General features: G+C 58.2%; 19 protein-coding genes. 4 read left to right on the forward strand and 15 right to left on the reverse strand.

The annotated features are described in order from the left end of the window. Positions 1–7 precede the first annotated feature (7 nt). From V0R60_RS04730 to V0R60_RS04740, 3 genes are all read left to right on the forward strand, one after another. Positions 8–172, forward strand: coding sequence for a DUF1328 domain-containing protein (locus V0R60_RS04730; RefSeq protein WP_136473906.1), 165 nt, complete (start codon positions 8–10; stop codon positions 170–172). Positions 173–935: 763 nt separating this feature from the next. Then, the gene (gene gltP / locus V0R60_RS04735) at positions 936–2,267 is read left to right on the forward strand and encodes a glutamate/aspartate:proton symporter GltP (RefSeq protein ID WP_136473907.1); all 1,332 of its coding nucleotides are present in this window, start codon (positions 936–938) and stop codon (positions 2,265–2,267) included. Between the two features lie 156 nt (positions 2,268–2,423). Further along, entirely contained in the window at positions 2,424–3,653 is a 1,230-nt protein-coding gene (locus V0R60_RS04740; RefSeq protein WP_136473908.1) for a nucleoside recognition domain-containing protein, read from the forward strand. Here V0R60_RS04740 and V0R60_RS04745 read toward each other — a convergent pair. The 9 genes from V0R60_RS04745 to V0R60_RS04785 form a co-directional block, all read right to left on the reverse strand. Then, entirely contained in the window at positions 3,635–4,270 is a 636-nt protein-coding gene (locus tag V0R60_RS04745; RefSeq protein WP_330078762.1) for an ABC-type transport auxiliary lipoprotein family protein, read from the reverse strand. The two genes, V0R60_RS04740 and V0R60_RS04745, sit on opposite strands and share 19 nt — an antisense overlap. Then, positions 4,267–5,205 carry an MlaD family protein gene (locus tag V0R60_RS04750; protein ID WP_136473910.1) on the reverse strand — a complete coding sequence of 313 codons (939 nt, stop codon included), beginning with the start codon at positions 5,203–5,205 and terminating at the stop codon, positions 4,267–4,269. Before V0R60_RS04750 ends, V0R60_RS04745 begins: the two co-directional genes overlap by 4 nt. A gap of 1 nt (position 5,206) precedes the next feature. After that, positions 5,207–5,980: an ABC transporter ATP-binding protein gene (locus tag V0R60_RS04755; protein WP_371922343.1), complete on the reverse strand. Its 774-nt coding sequence runs from the start codon at positions 5,978–5,980 to the stop codon at positions 5,207–5,209. 26 nt (positions 5,981–6,006) lie between these two features. Continuing rightward, positions 6,007–7,149, reverse strand: a complete 1,143-nt coding sequence (locus tag V0R60_RS04760) for an ABC transporter permease (RefSeq protein WP_330078761.1) — start codon at positions 7,147–7,149, stop codon at positions 6,007–6,009. Between the two features lie 38 nt (positions 7,150–7,187). After that, positions 7,188–8,207, reverse strand: a complete 1,020-nt coding sequence (locus V0R60_RS04765; RefSeq protein ID WP_136473913.1) for a DUF5924 family protein — start codon at positions 8,205–8,207, stop codon at positions 7,188–7,190. A gap of 114 nt (positions 8,208–8,321) precedes the next feature. Continuing rightward, on the reverse strand, positions 8,322–9,698 hold the full coding sequence (locus V0R60_RS04770) for a M16 family metallopeptidase (RefSeq protein ID WP_136473914.1): 1,377 nt from the start codon (positions 9,696–9,698) through the stop codon (positions 8,322–8,324). Between the two features lie 33 nt (positions 9,699–9,731). Continuing rightward, positions 9,732–11,390, reverse strand: a complete 1,659-nt coding sequence (locus V0R60_RS04775; RefSeq protein ID WP_136473915.1) for a Na/Pi cotransporter family protein — start codon at positions 11,388–11,390, stop codon at positions 9,732–9,734. 219 nt (positions 11,391–11,609) lie between these two features. Then, complete coding sequence (locus V0R60_RS04780) at positions 11,610–12,383, reverse strand: TerC family protein (RefSeq protein WP_330078760.1); 774 nt, start codon at positions 12,381–12,383, stop codon at positions 11,610–11,612. A gap of 71 nt (positions 12,384–12,454) precedes the next feature. Continuing rightward, on the reverse strand, positions 12,455–13,762 hold the full coding sequence (locus V0R60_RS04785) for a CitMHS family transporter (RefSeq protein WP_136473917.1): 1,308 nt from the start codon (positions 13,760–13,762) through the stop codon (positions 12,455–12,457). Between the two features lie 301 nt (positions 13,763–14,063). On the opposite strand from V0R60_RS04785, the gene V0R60_RS04790 reads away from it, so the two are divergent. After that, entirely contained in the window at positions 14,064–14,465 is a 402-nt protein-coding gene (locus V0R60_RS04790) for a GFA family protein (RefSeq protein ID WP_330078759.1), read from the forward strand. Between the two features lie 10 nt (positions 14,466–14,475). Here the strand turns inward: V0R60_RS04790 and V0R60_RS04795 are convergent, their stop codons facing one another. From V0R60_RS04795 to V0R60_RS04820, 6 genes are all read right to left on the reverse strand, one after another. After that, on the reverse strand, positions 14,476–16,434 hold the full coding sequence (locus V0R60_RS04795; RefSeq protein WP_330078758.1) for a DUF7844 domain-containing protein: 1,959 nt from the start codon (positions 16,432–16,434) through the stop codon (positions 14,476–14,478). Further along, entirely contained in the window at positions 16,431–16,751 is a 321-nt protein-coding gene (locus tag V0R60_RS04800; protein WP_136473920.1) for a DUF2388 domain-containing protein, read from the reverse strand. Before V0R60_RS04800 ends, V0R60_RS04795 begins: the two co-directional genes overlap by 4 nt. A gap of 26 nt (positions 16,752–16,777) precedes the next feature. Beyond that, a complete protein-coding gene (locus V0R60_RS04805; RefSeq protein WP_136473921.1) occupies positions 16,778–17,071 on the reverse strand; it encodes a DUF2388 domain-containing protein in 294 nt (97 codons plus the stop codon). A gap of 122 nt (positions 17,072–17,193) precedes the next feature. Next, positions 17,194–17,511 (reverse strand): DUF2388 domain-containing protein, encoded by a 318-nt coding sequence (locus V0R60_RS04810; protein ID WP_136473922.1) that lies wholly within the window; start codon positions 17,509–17,511, stop codon positions 17,194–17,196. Positions 17,512–17,807: 296 nt separating this feature from the next. Then, positions 17,808–18,023: a DUF1127 domain-containing protein gene (locus V0R60_RS04815; protein WP_136473923.1), complete on the reverse strand. Its 216-nt coding sequence runs from the start codon at positions 18,021–18,023 to the stop codon at positions 17,808–17,810. Between the two features lie 318 nt (positions 18,024–18,341). After that, complete coding sequence (locus V0R60_RS04820) at positions 18,342–19,835, reverse strand: acetyl-CoA hydrolase/transferase family protein (RefSeq protein ID WP_136473924.1); 1,494 nt, start codon at positions 19,833–19,835, stop codon at positions 18,342–18,344. Positions 19,836–19,919: the final 84 nt, after the last annotated feature.

Consider the following 19,919-nt stretch of genomic DNA (forward strand, 5'->3'; position numbering starts at 1 on the left):
AATCACCATGTTGAGTTGGGCTATCACCTTTCTGATTATCGCCATTGTCGCTGCAGTGTTGGGCTTCGGTGGTATCGCGGGCGCCGCTACCGGTATTGCGAAGATTCTGTTCATCGTATTCCTGGTGCTGTTCATAGCCTCCTTCTTCTTTGGTCGTCGTGGTAGAGGTTGAATAAACGCAGGTACTGAGTGGCGTCGCCATTTACGTACATATATAGAAGCTGAACCTTTTTCTGTTTCACGCTTCTATGTTGCGTCCGCCCGAGGACGGCAGGCGCATGACCAAGGGGCCGGGCAGCTTTGATTGTTTCAGGATCGGAGAGGCCTAGGGGTACAGGGAGTGCCTCCGACGAGGGCCGGGTCAGGTGAAGCGATAGCGGAAGTCTCAGGTCGAACAACTGCTTTTCAGGCAAGGTGTTTGATCGAGCTTCCGTATCGCTGTGAGCATTGATCGTTAGCTATCTATTTTCCCAAGCTTTCCCGCCAGACGTGCGTAGGCACATTTTCATGCGACCGTACATCGATATTTTTTCACCCCGCCAGGGGTGCTTGATCGAGGTGCTTTCACGCATTCGGATTGTCGAACAACCGTGTTTTCCACTCAGGAGGATACGTCTAAATCTGCCGAAATGTGGCGCTTTGGCCATCGTCGGATTTCCGAACGCTCGCTAAAAAGCCCTCTGGGACGCTCGTTTTGGCGTAAAAGGATCATGCCGATTCGGCATAGGGTAGTCGTTTACGGCATTAGACGCCCCCCCCTCACGTGGGAATAGTTGCGCCTTTTTTCGCTGGGCCGAACGTTCCTACGCTCGCCTGCGGTGACCTTCTACGGAGTCATCTGCCAATAACCATTCACGATCAAAATGACGCTTGAGCAGGTCTAGGTCGCGGTTGTTTGTCAGACGCCCGTGTCCACTTGAAGAAAAGGTAACGACATGAAGAAGGCAAAGCTAAGCCTCGCCTGGCAGATCCTCATCGGTCTGGTACTGGGGATTGCGATCGGCGCTTTACTGAATCATTTCAGTGCAGAAAAGGCATGGTGGATCAGTAACGTCCTGCAACCTGCTGGGGACATCTTCATTCGCCTGATCAAGATGATCGTCATCCCAATCGTGATCTCGTCACTGATTGTGGGTATCGCCGGGGTAGGCGACGCGAAAAAGTTGGGCAGTATCGGTCTGAAGACCATTATTTACTTCGAGGTGGTCACGACCATCGCGATCGTGGTGGGTCTGGTTCTGGCTAACCTGTTCCACCCGGGTGCAGGTATCGACATGAGTACCCTCGGTACCGTCGATATCTCCAAATATCAGGCGACCGCGGCCGAGGTTCAGCATGAGCACGCGTTCATCGAGACGATCCTCAACCTGATTCCGTCGAACATCTTCGCAGCGTTGATGCGTGGCGAAATGCTGCCGATCATCTTCTTCTCGGTATTGTTTGGCCTTGGTTTGTCGAGCCTGCAGGCAGACATCCGCGACCCGTTGGTGAAAACCTTCCAGGGCGTCTCCGAAGCCATGTTCAAGGTCACTCACATGATCATGAACTACGCGCCAATCGGTGTGTTCGCGTTGATCGCCGTGACCGTCGCCAACTTCGGCTTTGCCTCGCTGTTGCCGTTGGCCAAGCTGGTGTTGCTGGTGTACTTCGCCATCGCCTTCTTCGCCTTCATGGTCCTTGGCCTGATCGCCCGCCTGTTTGGCTTCTCGGTGATCAAGCTGATGCGTATCTTCAAGGATGAGTTGGTCCTGGCCTACTCCACCGCCAGCTCCGAAACCGTGCTGCCGCGAGTGATCGAGAAGATGGAAGCCTACGGTGCGCCGAAAGCCATCTGCAGCTTCGTGGTTCCGACCGGTTATTCGTTCAACCTCGACGGCTCTACCTTGTACCAGAGCATCGCGGCCATCTTCATTGCCCAGCTGTATGGCATCGACCTGTCGATCAGCCAGCAGTTGCTGCTGGTTCTGACCCTGATGGTTACCTCCAAGGGCATCGCCGGTGTACCGGGTGTTTCCTTCGTGGTTCTGTTGGCCACCCTGGGCAGCGTTGGTATTCCGCTGGAAGGCCTGGCATTCATCGCCGGTGTCGACCGTGTCATGGACATGGCCCGTACCGCACTGAACGTGATCGGTAACGCCCTGGCTGTGCTGGTTATCGCACGCTGGGAAGGCATGTACGACGACGCCAAAGGTCAGCGCTACTGGAACTCGCTGCCGCACTGGCGCAGCAAAGAAGCGGTGCCTGCTGGTAAGACGGCCAACGATTGAGACATCGCCTGGCTGACTGAATGAGCCCCGACCTGGTCGGGGCTTTTTCTTTGTAGGCCTTGCCCAGATCCCTGATCGGCTTTCAACCATCTTGCAGCGGTGCATTGCTCGACCTCTGCCGTTATCATTCGTCGCAACTTTGTGGGGGAACAACGGATGCTCAACGGCCTTTGGCTTGGTTTTTTCTTGGTCGCAGCCGTCTCAGCGCTGGCGCAATGGCTGATAGGTGGCAATGCCGGGATCTTTGCCGCAATGGTTGAGAGCATTTTCGCCATGGCCAAACTGTCGGTTGAAGTCATGGTCTTGCTGTTCGGCACCTTGACCCTCTGGCTGGGCTTTCTGAAGATTGCCGAAAAGGCAGGCATTGTCGATTGGTTGGCCAAGGTTCTCGGCCCGCTCTTCGCCCGTCTGATGCCCGAAGTTCCACCCGGCCATCCAGCACTGGGCTTGATTACCTTGAACTTCGCCGCCAATGGCCTGGGCCTGGACAACGCCGCCACACCCATTGGCCTGAAAGCCATGCGCGCTCTGCAGGAGCTCAACCCCAGCTCGACTACGGCTAGCAACGCGCAAATTCTTTTCCTGGTGCTCAATGCGTCTTCCCTGACATTGCTGCCGGTGACTATCTTTATGTACCGCGCCCAGCAAGGCGCCACCGATCCAACCCTGGTATTTCTGCCAATCCTGCTGGCGACCAGTGCTTCGACCCTGGTGGGTCTGCTTTCGGTCGCGGTGATGCAACGCCTGCGTCTTTGGGACCCGGTAGTCCTGGCTTATCTGATTCCTGGCGCCCTGATACTGGGCGGCTTCATGGCTTTTCTCGGCACCCTTTCGGCCACCGCCTTGGCCGGGCTGTCGTCGATCCTGGGCAACCTGACCTTGTTCGGCTTGATCATCCTGTTTCTGGTGATTGGTGCGTTCAAGCGGGTGAAGGTGTATGAAACCTTTGTGGAAGGCGCCAAGGAGGGTTTTGACGTTGCCAAAAGCCTGCTGCCCTATCTGGTTGCCATGCTCTGCGCAGTCGGCGTGCTGCGCGCTTCAGGGGCCCTGGAGCTGAGTCTGGATGGCATTCGGCATGTGGTTGAGTGGCTGGGTATGGATACGCGCTTTGTCGAAGGCTTGCCGACTGCACTGGTCAAGCCCTTCTCTGGCAGTGCCGCTCGGGCGATGTTGATCGAAACCATGCAGACCCACGGCGTCGACAGCTTTCCGGCACTGGTGGCCGCAACTATCCAGGGCAGCACAGAGACCACCTTCTATGTACTGGCAGTCTACTTTGGCGCTGTCGGCATTCAGCGTGCCCGCCACGCGGTGGGCTGCGCCTTGCTTGCCGAGTTGTCCGGGGTCATCGCGGCTATCTGCGTCTGCTACTGGTTCTTCGCCTGAACCTGCGCTCGGTTGGCCTGGGCCAAGGTCCAGTCGACCAGTTGCGCCATTAACCTGTCACTGGCAGCGCCAAAGCCGCTGACCACTGCTGGTACATCCTTGTCGCTAAGCGGCTGGTGCACTTCAAAGCGTCGGCTGGCAAGGATGCGCTGGTCGCGCCCTTGCACCAGGCGTGCGTCGTAGCGGATCACCACCATCAGTCCCTCGGCACGGTATTCGCTCTGGAATGCCTGGAGCTCACCCGCCAACTCATAGTCAGCCTGCAGGTTGCTGTCGTCGGCACTGAGGCGCGGCACGCGACCATCACTTTGGAAGGCATCGAGCATGCGGTTGCGCAGCAGCAGGGGCGCCGGATCACTCCAGCGTGCCCCCTTATAGTGACTGATCAAATCACCCTGTGGCACCACGGCAATTTTCGGGTTGTTCAGGGCATCACTGGCCAAGGGCTTGTTCAGGCGCAGCGACCAGTTCGCTGCACTGCTCGCTGGCGCTGGCTGAGTGACTTGTAGCAACGGCAGGCGGTAGACATCGGCAGGCTCCGGTTTGGGCAGGATCGAGCAGGCACTGCCCAGGCTCAGCGCCACAGCCAGGGCCAGGTAGCGGCAGGTGCGACTCATGGGGTGAACTCCTTGTTGGTGTCACGGCCAAGCAGGTAACCGCTGGGGTTGGCTTCCAGGCGCTGGGAGATAGCTTTCAACGAATTGAGGGTCTCGCGCAGTTCGCGAATGGCAGGCGCCAGTTGGTTGAGCCCCTGTGCGCCGCCATCCAGCGCTTCACGGTTGTCGTTGATCAGGCTATTGATGGTCGCAGTGCTTTGCGCCAGCGACTGCATGGCCTGTTCCGCGCTGCCGAAGGCCTGCTTGCCCTGGTTGCTCAGCAGGCCATTGGCATTGCGCATCAGTTCGCTGGTCTGCTCAAGCATGGAGCTGGCTTGGCTGCCGATCTGGGCCAATTGCTGAATCGCGGTACGAATATCGCCACGCTGTTCGCTGAATGCAGCAGTGGTTTGCTCAAGATGATTCAAGGTGTTGGTCAGGCTGGCGGCGTTGTCTTCGGAAAACAGCTTGTTAGCGTTGTGCACCAGCATGTTGATGTTGGTCAGCAGATCACTGCCGTCATCCAGCAGGCGAGCAATAGGTGATGGCGACGCAACGATCACTGGCAGCTTGCCATCCTTGCCCTTGAGCTCGGGACTATGTGGTGTACCGCCGCTGAGCTGGATGAACGAGGTACCGGTAATGCCGGTCAAGGTCAGTTTCGCCTTGGTGTCTTCCTTTACCGGCGTATCGGCGCTCAAGCGCACCTGAGCCAACACTCGGCGAGGATCGTTGGGATCAAGACGCAAACTGGTGACATCCCCCACCTTGATACCGCTGTACTGTACCGAGCTGCCCCGGGACAAACCCGACACCGCTTCGTTGAAGACCACCTCGTAATCCTTGAAAGTGGCGTCGACGCTGGACTTTGTCAGCCATAGGCCAAACAGCATGGCGCCGGCGACCACAATGACCGTGACCAGGCCGATCAGCACGTGATGTGCACGGGTTTCCATTTCAGCGCTCCTTTGCTGCTGAGGCGGCCACATACGCCGCACGGCCGCGAGGGCCATGAAAATAGTCGTGAATCCAGGCGTCGTCGGTGTCTTCGACCTGGGCAATCGGACCTGCGACCAGTACTTTCTTCTGCGACAGCACCGCCACCCGGTCGGTGATTGTGTAGAGGGTATCCAGATCATGGGTGATCAGGAACACACTCAAACCCAAGGCGTCGCGCAGGGTAAGAATCAATTGATCGAACGCCGCTGCGCCGATTGGGTCCAGGCCCGCGGTGGGCTCATCGAGAAACAGGATATCCGGATCCAGGGCCAAGGCTCGGGCCAGCGCTGCGCGTTTGATCATGCCGCCGGACAAGGACGAGGGATATTTGTCGGCGGCGGATATCGGCAAACCGGCCAGGGCCAGCTTGACCCCAGCCAGGTGCTCGGCGTCGGCACGTGACAGGCCTGCATGCTCGATCAGTGGCAAGGCGACGTTTTCGGTGACGGTCAGGGAAGAGAACAAGGCACCCTTCTGAAACAACACCCCAAAGCGTCGTTCAACCTTTGAGCGCTGATCATCGTTCAGGCCGCTGAGTTCTTGGCCGAACACTTTTATCTTTCCCTCGTTGGGGCGGCGCAAGCCGATGATGCTCCGCAACAGCACTGATTTGCCACTGCCGGAACCACCCACCACAGCCAGTATCTCGCCGCGAAACAGGTCCAGGTCGAGTTGTTCGTGCACGCTCTGGGTGCCGAAGCGGTTACAAATCCCGCGCGCCTCGATCACCACCTCGCGATTATTGGGGGTTGTCTGACTCACCAGCCCATCTCCATGAAGAACAGCGCAGCCACTGCATCCAGAACGATCACCACGAAAATCGACTGCACCACACTGGAGGTGGTGTGAGCGCCTACCGACTCGGCGCTGCCGCTGACCTTGAAGCCTTCCAGGCAGCCAATGGACGCGATCAGGAAGGCAAAGAATGGCGCCTTGGCGAGGCCGACCAGGAAATGCTGGACACCAATGTCGCTTTGCAGCAATGACAGGAACATGGCCGGGGAAATGTCCAGCGACAGCGCACACACCACCGCGCCGCCAACCATGCCGCAGAGCATGGCGAGGAAGGTAAGCAGTGGTAAAGCAATCAGGAGTGCCAGCACTCGGGGCACGACGAGCAGTTCGACCGGATCCAGGCCCAGGGTGCGAATGGCATCAATTTCCTCATTGGCCTTCATTGAACCGATCTGCGCAGTAAACGCACTGGCGGTTCGGCCAGCCATAAGAATTGCTGTCAGTAGGACGCCGAATTCACGCAGGAAGGAGAATGCAACCAGGTCCACAGTGAAGATGCTGGCGCCAAATCCGGCCAATACTGTGGCACCGAGGAAGGCCACGACGGCGCCAACCAGAAAAGTCAGCAAGGCAACGATGGGTGCAGCGTCCAGACCGGTTTGCTCGATGTGCGCTACCACCGCGGTGACCCGCCAACGCCGAGGCTGAAACAGGCGCGATACCAGGGTCTGCAGAATCAAGCCGACAAAGCCCAGCACTTGCAGGGTGTCCTGCCAAAGGGTATCGATTGCGCAGCCGATGCGGCTGAGCAGCTGGATCAGTATCGACTGTTCCGGCTGTTTCTGCGGGATGCAAAAGTCTTGCACCGAGCAGTACACAGTCTGCAGCAGCGCGCGGCTGGCGTCGGGCAATTGTGCCGTTGCGGTCAGCCGCGACAGCCGGTCGGCCCCGAGCAGCTCTACCAACAGAGACGCGCCCGCGGTATCCAGGCGACCAAGCTGTTGGAGGTCGACCTCGGTGCTCTGGTCATAGTGGCCGATCAGATCATCGCTGGTGCGCTTGAGGCTGGCGTAATTGGCCAGTGTCCAGTCACCGGCAATCCTTAGGCACGGCGGACTGCTCGAGGTGTCCAGAGTTGCGCTGGCTTGTGTAGTCATAGGCTCCATGCATTCCGACTGACGTATCGCAACCTCAGAGCATAGCGTTACTCGCCTTTGGGTGCTTGACCATCGTCAACCACACTGAAGCGCAGAACACCGATGACCTGACCATCTTCGGTCAGTACCCTCACCTGCCATCGTCCCACTGGATTGGCGGGGAAGTTCTGCTTGTGCGTCCAGGCGCGGTAGCCTTCTTTACGACCGCCATGGATGTCCAGGGCAATACGGTCGACTTCTTTACCGTCGAATTGCCAGACGTGATAAATCCGCTCGTTCAGCCCGCGCGGAGCATTGATGGACGTGAATGCGTATAGCCCTGCGCGGATCTGGCTGGCTGTTACCTCACTCAAACTGTTCCCGGGCGTGCGGTTTTCCAGTTGGGTACTGACAGCTACTTCGGTCATCCATAAGGTTGCCGGCGGCACCCAGGAGCGCATCATCCAGCCGCTGGCGCCTACGGCAAGCGTTATGACCACCAGCATTACGCCGCGTCGCCAGTGGTTGATGGGGAAGCTGCTGGCCAGGCTTGGGAAGGAAAGCAGCATGGCAATCACCAGCGCCAGCTTGAAGCTTTGCGAGGTGGTCAGATGCAGAATGATCGGTAGCGCAGTGAGTAGCGCCGCGAACAAGGTCAGGGTGTGCAGTGCGAGGAACAGCCAGCGTCGTGGCGCCAGCCATTTGTAATAGAGAGGGTCGACGATCGATATCAGTCCTGCGGCGCCGAGCAACCCGGTAAACACGAGCTGACCACTGTTCCAGGTGGTGGTGACGAAAAAGAACGGCAAGACGAAGAACAGACTTTCCTGGTGGATCATCTGTGTGGCATAGCGCAGCAACGGCTGCGGTATCTCGCGCTTGAACACCTTGGCGAACACCTTGGTAAAGGTGTTTTCCATCATCAGCCATATCCAACTGATCAGCATCACGATGGCGATCCAGCTGGCCAGACTTTCCTGACGGTCGACCAGAATGAAACTGGCAATACCGGAGATAAAGCCGCCGAGAGCGATGACGCCGGGGTAGCGCTTGATCAATTCGATCAAGCGCTGAAGATAGAGAGGCATGAAGGTGTTCGCAGGGGTTGGGTTTAAACCTGCACAGGATACTCCTGTTTGTGTTTCAGGCGGGTCTCTATCGCCAGCCAAGGCCGGCATTTTCCGGCCACGGCGGCGATGAAGTCAGGGGAGCCGTCGCCGCCCCAGAATCAGGCCGCCAGCGAGTATTACACCCAGTCCAAGAGCAATCAGCCCGTACAACTCGTCATAACTGAACATGGGTTGCTCAACACGCACATAGCCAGGCTCGGCCAGTAGCTGGCGCAAGGCCTTGTTAGCGTCTTCCAGGCTGACCCGGCGCATTGAGCGCACAGGATCGGCAAAGCGTCCGTCAAGGTAATCGTTGAGCGCCCCCCAATAGTAATCGGCCAGCGCTGCGTTACCTTGTGTGGTCCAGGCCTCGCGGTCAATTGCGGCTTGCTTGACGCGTTCAAAGGTCGCCGGATCCAGGCCGTCCTTGCGCAAGCCCTCAAGCATGTCGCCCAACGCTTGCTCGGCCTCCTTGATGTCGGCTCGATCCAGGTCGGCATTGAGGCTCATTATTCCCGTGTCGCCAAAGCTTTCTCGTTGACTGAACGGCCCGTATGACAGCCCGTGCTTGAGGCGCAATTCTTCGTAGAGCGTCCAGTCCAGGTAGCGCTGCAACAAGTCGTAAGTCTGGCCGTGATCGTTGTCCAGCACCGGCTCCAGGAACATCCAGTGCAGGCGGGCGCTGTCGCCGAGCCAGCCACGGGTCAGCTCGCGGCGTGCTTCAGCTTTGTGAACAACTCCGTCAAGGGCTCGACGCTCGCCAGGCTCAGCCGGGTCGAGTTCGCCGTAGGTCCGTTCCAGATAGGCCGGCAGCAAGCGATCCAGGCCGCCGACTATGATCAGGCTCATATTGTTAGCGGCGTACCAGTGCTGGCGGACGTCATTGACTTGTTCCAGCGTCATGTCAGCAACGGCTGAGCGCTCTGCACATTTGAGCCCCAGCTCCACCGCGAGTTGATCGCTTGCGCGGTGGCCCAGATCCTGGCGATCCAGCCAGCGCTGCAGGTGAGAATAGTGTCCACCGTCTTCGCGCTCTACGATCTTTTTCGACAGCGCCAGGGATTTCTCATCGATCTCGGTGTCCTTGATCACTGCAAGTAGCAGGTCGAGCACTTTACGTTGGTTGCGCGCAGGTGCTTCGATAACGAAGGTGGTGTCAGCACTGCTGGTATAAGCGTTCCACTCACCGCCCAAAGCCTGCATGCGGGCTTCCAAGCCGCCTTCACCCGTGTTGTCCAGGCCACTGAACAGCAGGTGCTCGAGCAGATGCGGTAGTTCTTGCTGTTCGCAGGGAAAGTCGTCAAAGCCGACTCCCACAACCAGGCGGATCGACACATGGTTGCGTTCATATCCCGATTTAAGCAACACCTGCAGGCCATTGGGCAGCAAGTAGCCTTCGACCTGCGAGCGGTCGAGGGCAAAGCTGGGCAAGGCGCCTAATAGCAGGCACAGGAAAATCAGGCAACGCATGGTGAGCTTCCTTGCGGGCGTTCTAGGTGAGGGTCAAGGTGAGTGGGCATCATCAGGCACGCTGTCTAGCAGTAGACCGCCGGTATCGGATCCACCCAATACCACATAGGCACTGCTGCAGAACAAGGAGTTCAATCGTTTCATATCGGCAATCAGTTCCAGGTGCAAGGCGCTGGTTTCGATACTTTGCAGCACTTTACGTTGCAGTCGGCTTACATGGGCGTGGGCCAGGCGTCGCTCTTGTGCTCTGAAGCGGCGTTTCTCCCGCAACAGTTGCCGAGCACTCTCCGGGTCGGCGCTGAGAAATACCGACAGCCCCAAGCGCAGGTTGGCCAGTAATTGGCTATGCAGCCCGGTCAACTCTTCCAGGCCGACGTCGGAGAATTCCCGGCGCTGGGAAGTTTTCTGCTGCTGTACCTTGCGCAGCATTCGTTCGATCAGGTCGCTGGCCAGCTTGAGGTTGATTGCCAGTTCGATGATTTCTGCCCAGCGCTTGCTGTCCTGATCGCTGAGGTCCTCTCGGGGCATCTGCGCCAGGTACAGTTTGATCGCATTGTTGAGGGCTTCGACGTCTTCAGCCAAGCCGCGCACTTGTTGAGTCATTGCTGTGTGAGTACCCAGCAGTACGCCCTGCATGGCATCAAGCATGTTATCGATCAAATCACCCACGCGCAGGGTTTCACGCACAGCGTTGGCCAGGGCCAGGCTGGGGGTTCCCAGTGCAGCGGGATCGAGATGGCGCGGCTTGGCCCGACCATTGGTCTCTGCCCGCTCCGGCAATAACCAACTGCAGAGTCGTCCCATGGGGGTGACCGTTGGTAGCATGATCAGGCAACGCAGGCTGTTGTAGAGGAGGTGGAAGCCAATCACTAGCTCTTGGGCGCTGAAGTTCAGCGTATCCATCCAGTGCACCAGTGGATCAAGTACCGGGATGATCAGAATCAGGCCGATCAACTTGTACAACAAACTGCCCAAGGCCACTTGCCGTCCGGCTGCGTTCTGCATGCTGGTACTGAGGAATGCCAACAAACCACTGCCGATGTTGGCGCCAATCACCAGGCCGATGGCAACCGGAAGGCTGATCAGTTCAGCGCCAGCCAGGGTCGCGGTAAGGAGCACAGCGGCCAGACTTGAGTAGGAAACAAGTGCAAACAGGGCACCGACCAAAGCGTCGAGAAGAATGTCACCGGTCAGTGAAGCGAACAGTACCTTTACGCCCTGAGCCTGGGTAATGGGCGCGGCAGCCTCGACGATCAGTTGCAGGGCGAGGATGATCAGGCCCAGGCCAATACCGACGCGACCTAGTTGTCCGGCACGGGTTTGCTTGCGGGACAGAAAAAAGATCACCCCGAGGAAAATCAGTAGCGGTGACAGCCATGACAAGTCAAAGGTCAGCACCCGCGCCATCAGCGCTGTACCGACATCGGCGCCGAGCATGATCGCCAGCGCCGGGGTCAAGGTCATCAATCCTTGCCCCACAAAGGAGGTCACTAGCATCGCCGTGGCATTGCTGCTCTGGACCATGGCGGTAACCAGAATGCCGGCAACGAACGCCAGCGGCCGCTTGGACATGTTCTGGCTCAGAACGCGTCGCAGGTTGGAGCCGTACACCCGCAGGATTCCAGTCCGCACAATGTGCGTGCCCCAGATCAACAGCGCTACAGCGGAAAGCAGATTGAGCAGGGTCAGCATTTAACAGGCCCCCTGTTGAGCGTGCCCCAGTGGGGCAAAATGGATAGAGCCGTGAGCCCGGCCTGATCGCAGGCGGTTTTTACCAGTGCTCACTTAAGCTTTAGTCGGTCCGACGGTCTGACGCCAGCATCGCATAGCCTGCACAGGCTTTGAAACAAAAGCGTCATGAAAACAAATGAAAAAAGGGCCCGCAGGCCCTTTGATCAAAACACCCCAGGTTTACTGACCTGGAATATCCTTGCGAAGTTTCACCGGGTCGCCTTGCTCCTGGTTTTTCTTCCGAGCCATGGCCGAACGCATCTTGATGTTGACGGCTTCGACTGCCAGAGAGAAAGCCATGGCGAAGTATACGTAGCCTTTCGGTACATGCACTTCGAAGGCTTCGGCGATCAGCACCGTACCGACCACAATCAGGAACGACAGGGCGAGCATTTTCAAGGAAGGGTGCTTGTCGATGAAGTTACTGATAGCGCCGGCGCACAGCATCATTACCAACACCGCTACGACAATTGCGGCGATCATCACCGGAACGTGCGAGACCATGCCCACAGCAGTGATCACCGAGTCCAGGGAGAAGACGATGTCGATGATCGCGATCTGAATGATTGTATAGAGGAACTTGCCGCCTTTGCCGGAAGGTTCGTCGTGGGTCTCATCCTCGCCTTCCAGGCCGTGGTAGATCTCCTGGGAGCTTTTCCACAGCAGGAATAGGCCACCAAAGAACAGAATCAGGTCGCGACCGGAAATACCGTGGCCCATGACCACGAACAGGTCGGCGGTGAGGCGCATTACCCAGGTGATCGACAACAGCAGAAGGATGCGCGTGACCATTGCCAAGGCCAGGCCGAAAATCCGGGTGCGCTGCTGCATATGCTTGGGCATGCGGCTGACCAGGATCGAGATCATGATGATGTTGTCGATGCCGAGAACGATCTCAAGAGCCGTCAAGGTAAAAAAGGCAACCCAGATTTCTGGGCTGGTCAGCCATTCCATGTGTATTCCTTCGAGCGATTGATGCAGGGCGCCCGGGCAAAGGCGCCGCTACGGTTGGGTAAGTCTATGGTTTATAGGCTGCTGAACAGTGGGAATGTTCCCAGAAGCAGCGCGGCGAGCATTATGCACAGGCAGACCAGCACTGCCCACTTCAAGGTGAAGCGCTGATGATCGCCGAACTCGATTCCGGCCAGAGCCACCAACAGATAAGTAGAGGGTACCAGCGGACTGAGCAAGTGTACCGGTTGGCCGACGATCGACGCGCGAGCCATTTCCACAGGCGAGATGCCGTAGTGGCTGGCTGCTTCTGCCAGTACTGGCAGCACGCCGTAATAGAAGGCGTCGTTGGACATGAAGAACGTGAACGGCATACTGACAATTGCTGTAATCACCGCTAGGTAGGGGCCCAGCGCGTCTGGAATTACTGCCAGCAAGCTCTTGGACATGGCTTCGACCATGCCGGTACCGGAGAGAATGCCGGTGAAGATACCCGCGGCGAAGATCAACCCGACCACAGCCAGCACACTGCCGGAGTGTGCAGCGACCCGATCCTTCTGCATCTGCAGGCAAGGGTAGTTGGCGATCATGGCGATACTGAAGGCCACCATGAACAACACGGGAAGCGGCAACAGACCCGCTACCAGCGTCACCATCAATGCCGCGGTCAGTGCGCCATTGAACCAGATCATTTTGGGTCGACGGGCGTCCGGGAACTGCGAAACACTGATCTCACTGTGATCGATTTCATCGCCTGGAAGGTGCAGTTCACCGAGGCGTGCACGCTCACGTTTACCGTACATATAAGCAATCGCCAGGATGGCGACCACGCCGAAGAGCATGGCCGGAATCATCGGCACGAAAATATCCGACGGGTCGACATGCAGGGCGCTGGCGGCGCGGGCGGTCGGCCCCCCCCAGGGGGTCATGTTCATCACCCCTCCGGCGAGGATGATCAAACCAGCCATAATTCGAGGACTCATGCCCAGGCGGCTGTACAGCGGCAGCATGGCGGCCACGCAGATCATGTAGGTGGTGGCGCCATCGCCATCCAGCGACACAACCAGTGCCAGCACCGCGGTGCCTACCGAGACCTTCAGCGGGTCACCTTTGACCATTTTGAGGATCTTACGCACTGCCGGGTCAAACAACCCGGAGTCAATCATCAGTCCGAAATACAGAATGGCGAACATCAGCATCACCCCGGTAGGGGCAAGCTTGGTAATACCTTGCAGCATCATTGGGCCGATATCGCCCGAGAAACCGCCGAACAAGGCGAACAGGATCGGTACCAGAATGAGGGCAATCAAGGCCGACAGGCGCTTGGTCATGATCAGGTACATGAAGGTGATGACCATGGCAAAGCCGAGGAAGGTCAGCATGGGAGTACTCCAGGCGTATCGCGTCGAATAGGGAACGGGTCGGGCGGATCAGCGCGCGAGGCGCAGTGCGTGGAGTAGCGGGGGAAATACGGCGGGGTGGCGGTTGTAAGCAGACATCAGAATCACCATTGTTGTTGTTAATTGGGCCGGACGCTGTACTGGAAGTCAGGTGCCCTGGCTGGCCGGTCTGTGCCGGTGGTGGAGGCAATCCTAAGTCGGCAAGCTTTCAGCCAGCTTTCGCTGGCTCAAAGACGACGAGAGGTGCATTGTTGGCGATAGACGGACGGGAGAGAGAATTGCCATGCGCGATGTGCATGAAGGTGGCTGTCATTGCGGGGCCCTGCGCTACCAGGTTCGGGGTCCACTAACCGATGTTGCACACTGCCATTGCTCGGTGTGTCGACGGGTGAGCGGTGGGTTGCTGGTGACCTGGGCAACCCTGCCCTGCGCGGACTTCCAGTGGTTGAACGGCTCGCCGCAGTGCTATGACTCCTCACCTAGCTGCGTGCGGTATTTCTGCAGCCGGTGCGGTGCTCATGTGGCGCTGAGCACGGATCTGAGTCCGGAAACAATCGATATCACAATCGCTACCCTGGACCAGCCTGAACTAGCCCGGCCCAACCGGCATATCTGGACCAGCAGTCGCCTAGCCTGGCTGCGGTTGGATGAGCATTTACCAGGCGAGCCAGAGGAAACACTCTAGGCTGGAGCCCTCAGGGTAGCTGCAACCCTCCGGCGGCTTTGTGCAGAGCACGCAGGTGCTCTCCAACCTGCTTGATGTTCGCTTCGACTGCGGCAATTTCTGCGGCCCGGGCTGGGCCAAGAAGCGCACGTACTTCTTTGTCCAGTTCGGCACTGAGTGATTGCAACTGCTTTTGCCGTTGGCTGGACTCGCTGATCAGTTGCTTGCGTTCACTTGCTTGCGGTAATCCGTAGCCACTACTTCCCAAGAGCTCCGCGGGCCGGCTGAGAAATCCACTGTTGGCGAGAATCTGCTGCAGCGTGCCATTGGCCTTGCTGACGCTGGCATCGTTCTCGGCGCGCCCGGTCAGGTAACGTTGCTTGACTTCATCCTGAGCCAGCAGCAACTGCTTGCGCAGGCTTGCCTGTTCCAGCAGGAGCAGTGCTGCGCTGGTGCGCAGGTCAGCCTTGGCGAACCATTGCCTGCGTTGTTCGGCTGATTGTTCCAGCCAGCCTTCGACGCTGTCCTGGGGGATGGGCAAGTGCTGCTTCAGTACCAGGAACATGGCCTGATAACGGTCGCGGTAGGAGTCGAAGCGATATCCTAGGCGCAAAGCCTCGCGTGGATCATCGAGGACGCTGACATCGGCCAGCCCGCGTCCTTGCAAAACTTCCAGCAAACCATTGGGCACGATGCTGTCCAGGTCTGAAAGGCGCGGGTTGGCGGTGCCGCTACGCAGCAACTTCAGGGTTTCCACTGCGCAGTTGTTGGACAGGAAGTAGTAGTTGCCATCGTAGCTCCAGTGCATCTCCGCCGCTTGGCGAACCAGGCTTTCCAGCTCATTGCGGTCGAATTTCAGAGGAATTGAGGCCAGGCTGCGCAGCTCGGTTTTGGTGTATTCATCAATGACCTGAGCCAGGGGCAATACGAACAGGCGCGAAGGGTACGCACCTGTCAGGCCATCCCAGCTGGACAATTGCACATCATTGACGAAGGCGCGGTACGACAGCACCAAGTGCTGGTCAAGATCCAGCCGGCAATCAGGGCCACGCGGGCGTCCCGGAGCACAGATGACCAGGCGTAGCATGCTGTGCCCCCAGCGACTGACCCAGTTCTGGTTGGCTTCAGCCAGCAGGTAATCCACGGCGTACACGCGCTCTGGATCGATTTCGCCCAGAGGCGCTTTGGCAAAATCATTACCGGCATTGAGAAATGGCAGCGCCTGTGCGCACGCCGGATGCTCCGGCGCCCAGTCGAAATGTGTTTTGAGATAGGTGTGCAGCGCTGGGCGTCGACAGGCGAAACTCGGGTCAAGAAGGAAGTACTCCATGTTGACCGCGATGAACTCCTTCGGACTGCTCAGTTCGTAGTCGTCAGGGCTGCGTGCGACTTGGCGGTTGTGTTGCTCCCTCTCCCCTCGCCGGCCTACATATTGCGGCCAGCCGGCCAGGTCGAGTAGGCGTGGGTCGTCGCTGAGTGTGAAGCGACGCTCAGCCTGGCCGCGACATTCCTCGGGCAGGCCGACTTTGCCCTGGCTACTCACGTGCCGCGTGCATTGAATGATGAGATGCCGCTCACGGCCCTGCCACAGGCGCGCACGGTCATAAATGTGCGTCAGCTCGTGGAGCACTGTGGCGAGCAGCTCTTGGCGCACAGTGCCATGCGCGCGCCCGGTTTTGCTGGTAGCTGCGCTGCCGTCGGTGAGGCTCGGTAGAAGTCGGCTATTGAGCTCAAGCGTGGAAACCAGTGATGCCTGGCCATAGGCATCCTCAGGCATTTTCGCACTCCAACTGACCTGGATGCGACGATCCAGGCGTGCCTTGAAACTGGGCGGCAAGGCTTGTAACGCTTCATCCAGCAACGCCTGGCTTGCTCGCTGCTGCGCAGGCTCCAGGCCCTCAGGCTGCAGGTGCAGCTGTAGATCAGCCAGAACAGGGCTAGTGAGTAGCGTTAGCAGGCTACCGAGCAACCAGGCGCGCAGGGTTTTCACAGAGCGAGAATGGCTTCAGCCAGATCCTGGTCGCTCGCCTGGCGTGCATCAGGCACGCGTTGGCGCAGGGTGTCAAAGGCGGCTTCCAGTTGGGCGCCGCGGATCTCGCCGTTGCTGGCGACATAACTGGCGGCGTCATCTCGGGCTTCACGCACGACCTTGGAGTCACGGATCGAGGTGGTTGTATCAGAGGTGAAGTCGATCGAGCGGCCGAATGCACGAACGATGATATTGCTGGTGGCCACCAGGGTTTGTGCCTGGGCCACATCGGCCAGCAACATAAGGCCAAGGGTGGCGGCAATCAGCGGGTTACGCATGGAGCATCTCCGAAAAATAGGGTTACTTATTGGACGAGAATTGCCTGCGCCAGTTCAAGGTCGTCGGCAGGAAGTTCGAGGTCTGCAAGGCGTAGCCGCTCAAAAGCCGCCTGCAGTCGAGCGCCGTGTATCTGGCCTTCGCTGGCAACAAATGCGGCGGCATCATCTTGCGCGTCCACTAGCAATTTGCGATCGAAGGGCGCCGAGGTCACCTTGCTGGTGACATAACCGCTGACGACAAGATTGTTGGTAGTGAGGTCCAGCGCGTGGGCTGTACTCGTCCAGCAGAGCACAAACAACAGAAATGACAGATAACGCATGAGTCTCGTTGGGCTTGGTGGATCAAGCGGCAAAGGCTATCCCAATGCGCTGGTCAGGGCCAGCGCAGGGGCCCCGGCTTCGTTGCATGTTGTTACATGACTGAGCCGGGGGGCAGGCGATTTCACAGCGCCAGGATTGCCTGGGCCAATTGTGCATCGCTTGCTTGCAGGGTTGGGGCCTGCTGGCGAATGTGGGCAAATGCACTTTCCAGCTTAACGCCGCGGATTTCGCCATGGCTGGCTACGAAGCTGGCGGCATCGTCACGGGCAGCGCGAACGATTTTGTCGTCTCGGAACGAAGACGATACGTCCGAAGTGGCGTCAGTGGAGGCTGCAACAGCACCAACAACGGCATCGGTGGTGACAACGAAGCTGGTGGCGTTGGCTGTGGAAGCCAGAGCAAGTACCAGCGCGGCGCCAAACAAGCTTGTACGGAACATGGTCAATCTCCTGGTTTAAGACGGGTTCGTTGTGTCAGACGCACGCTCAGTCGGAAGGGCTACTTATTTCCCAGACTGGGTGCTGTAAGCGTATCACGCGATGAGCAACTGCGAGTTGGACAGGGTAAACAGGAAGTTTATCAACTGTACCTGTCGTTTACTAAAATAAGTAAACTGTACTTGTTCTGATGTAGAAGGCTCTATTCTGCGGCTTTAGAATGAAAAAACCCGTCGGCAGTAACCTGCGACGGGTTTTAGAATTCGAGGGCGCCGACTGTGGGCCGGCGAGCCCTGCATCAACGCCAGAACGGCTTGCTCAGCTCTTCGTAGCGTTGTGCTTCGCTGATACCAGCGTCGGCCAGCAGGCGCGAGTCCAGGCGAGCCAACTGGTGGCGGCTGGCGATGCGGCGTTGCCAAAGCATCAGGTTGGCCAACAGGCGCAGTGGCAGCGCAGCTTTGGATTGTTCGTTGTTACGTTCGAAAACCAGATCGGAACTGAGGGTACGTTCCATGATGTCATCCTTCCGCTTGTGGCGGCATTAGGTAGTGATTTAACTGGTGCCCATGATCCTCCTCTGTCGTCCATAACAGTAGATACAGTTCGATTGCATTGTGATGGTCCAGTTAACTGTTTTATAGCACTGTTGCACTCTAAACAGACGCAACTGTACTGGTCGGCACTAAAGTAGTGCGTTTTCCGCGCGATCAAGACGGTTGGGAGGGGTTTTCGGGGTGAAAGTACCGGTACAGTAGTACAGTTTTTGAATATTAATGGGTTGTAACTGTACAGCCGGTGAGCATTGCGCATCACCGGCCGTGACCAGTCAGCTTCAGCTGGCGAGCATACGCCCGGTTTCTTCCAGGTTTTCGTGCCAGGACAGGGCTTCGCGCAGGATGTGCGGCGTATGACCGCCGCGCTCGCAGGCCCGAGCGAAGTAGTCATTCAAGGCTTCGCGGTAGTCCGGGTGCACACAGTTGTCGATGATCACTCGCGCCCGCTCGCGGGGCGCCAAACCGCGCAAGTCGGCCAGACCTTGTTCAGTGACGAGGATGTCGACGTCATGCTCGGTGTGGTCCACGTGGCTGACCATGGGCACAACGCTGGAAATCGCACCACCTTTGGCAATGGACTTGGTAACGAAGATTGCCAAGTGTGCGTTTCGTGCGAAGTCGCCCGAGCCACCGATGCCGTTCATCATCCGCGTACCGCAGACGTGAGTGGAGTTGACGTTACCGTACAGGTCGAACTCAAGGGCAGTGTTGATGCCGATGATCCCGAGACGACGGACCACTTCCGGATGGTTGGAAATTTCCTGAGGACGCAGCACCAGCTTGTCCTTGTAGCGCTCCAGATTACCGAAAACGTCGGCATTGCGACGGCTCGACAGGGTAATGGAGCTACCCGAGGCAAAGCTGAGCTTGCCGGCATCGATCAGATCGAAAGTCGAATCCTGGAGTACTTCGGAGTACATGGTCAGGTCTTCGAAAGGCGAGTCGATCAAGCCGCACATTACCGCATTGGCAATGGTGCCGATGCCCGCTTGCAATGGACCCAGCTTGTTGGTCATGCGCCCTGCTTCAACTTCCTGCTTGAGGAAGGTGATCAGGTGGTCGGCGATGCCCTGGGTTTCTGCATCTGCCGGCAGTACAGTCGACGGCGAGTCTGGTTGCTCGGTGATGACGATACCGACGATCTTTGCAGGGTCGATCGGTATGGCGGTGCTACCAATCCGATCATCGACTTTGACCAGCGGAATCGGTGTGCGGGTCGGGCGGTAAGTCGGGATATAGATATCGTGCAGGCCTTCCAGGTTGGCGTTATGGGCCATGTTGATCTCGACGATCACCTGCTTGGCGAAAATGGCGAAGCTGGCGGAGTTGCCCACCGACGTGGTCGGAACAATGTGGCCTTGCTCCGTGATTGCAACGGCTTCGATGACCGCGATGTCTGGCAGCTTCAGCTGCTGGTTGCGCAGCTGTTCCACGGTCTCGGACAAGTGCTGGTCGATGAACATGACTTTGCCGTCGTTGATGGCCTTGCGCAGTGTGCTGTCGACCTGGAAAGGCATGCGACGGGCAAGAACGCCGGCTTCGGTCAGTTCTTTGTCCAGGTCGTTGCCCAGGCTGGCGCCTGTCATCAGGCTGATTTGCAGCGGAGATTGCTTGGCGCGCTCGGCCAGTGCATGCGGCACGGCCTTGGCTTCGCCGGCGCGGGTAAAACCGCTCATGCCGACGGTCATGCCGTCCTCGATCAGGCCAGCGGCATCAGCCGCACTCATAACCTTGCTGTGCAGGGAGGACAAGCGGATACGATCACGGTACATGGATTGTTATCTCAGGCTATTAAAGCTAGATGCGCAGTCTAGAGATTTAGTGTCCCGGCGTCCCGCGACCATGGTCGAATGCTG

The sequence above is a fragment of the Pseudomonas auratipiscis genome, from assembly GCF_036324085.1.
Lineage (GTDB): Bacteria > Pseudomonadota > Gammaproteobacteria > Pseudomonadales > Pseudomonadaceae > Aquipseudomonas > Aquipseudomonas auratipiscis.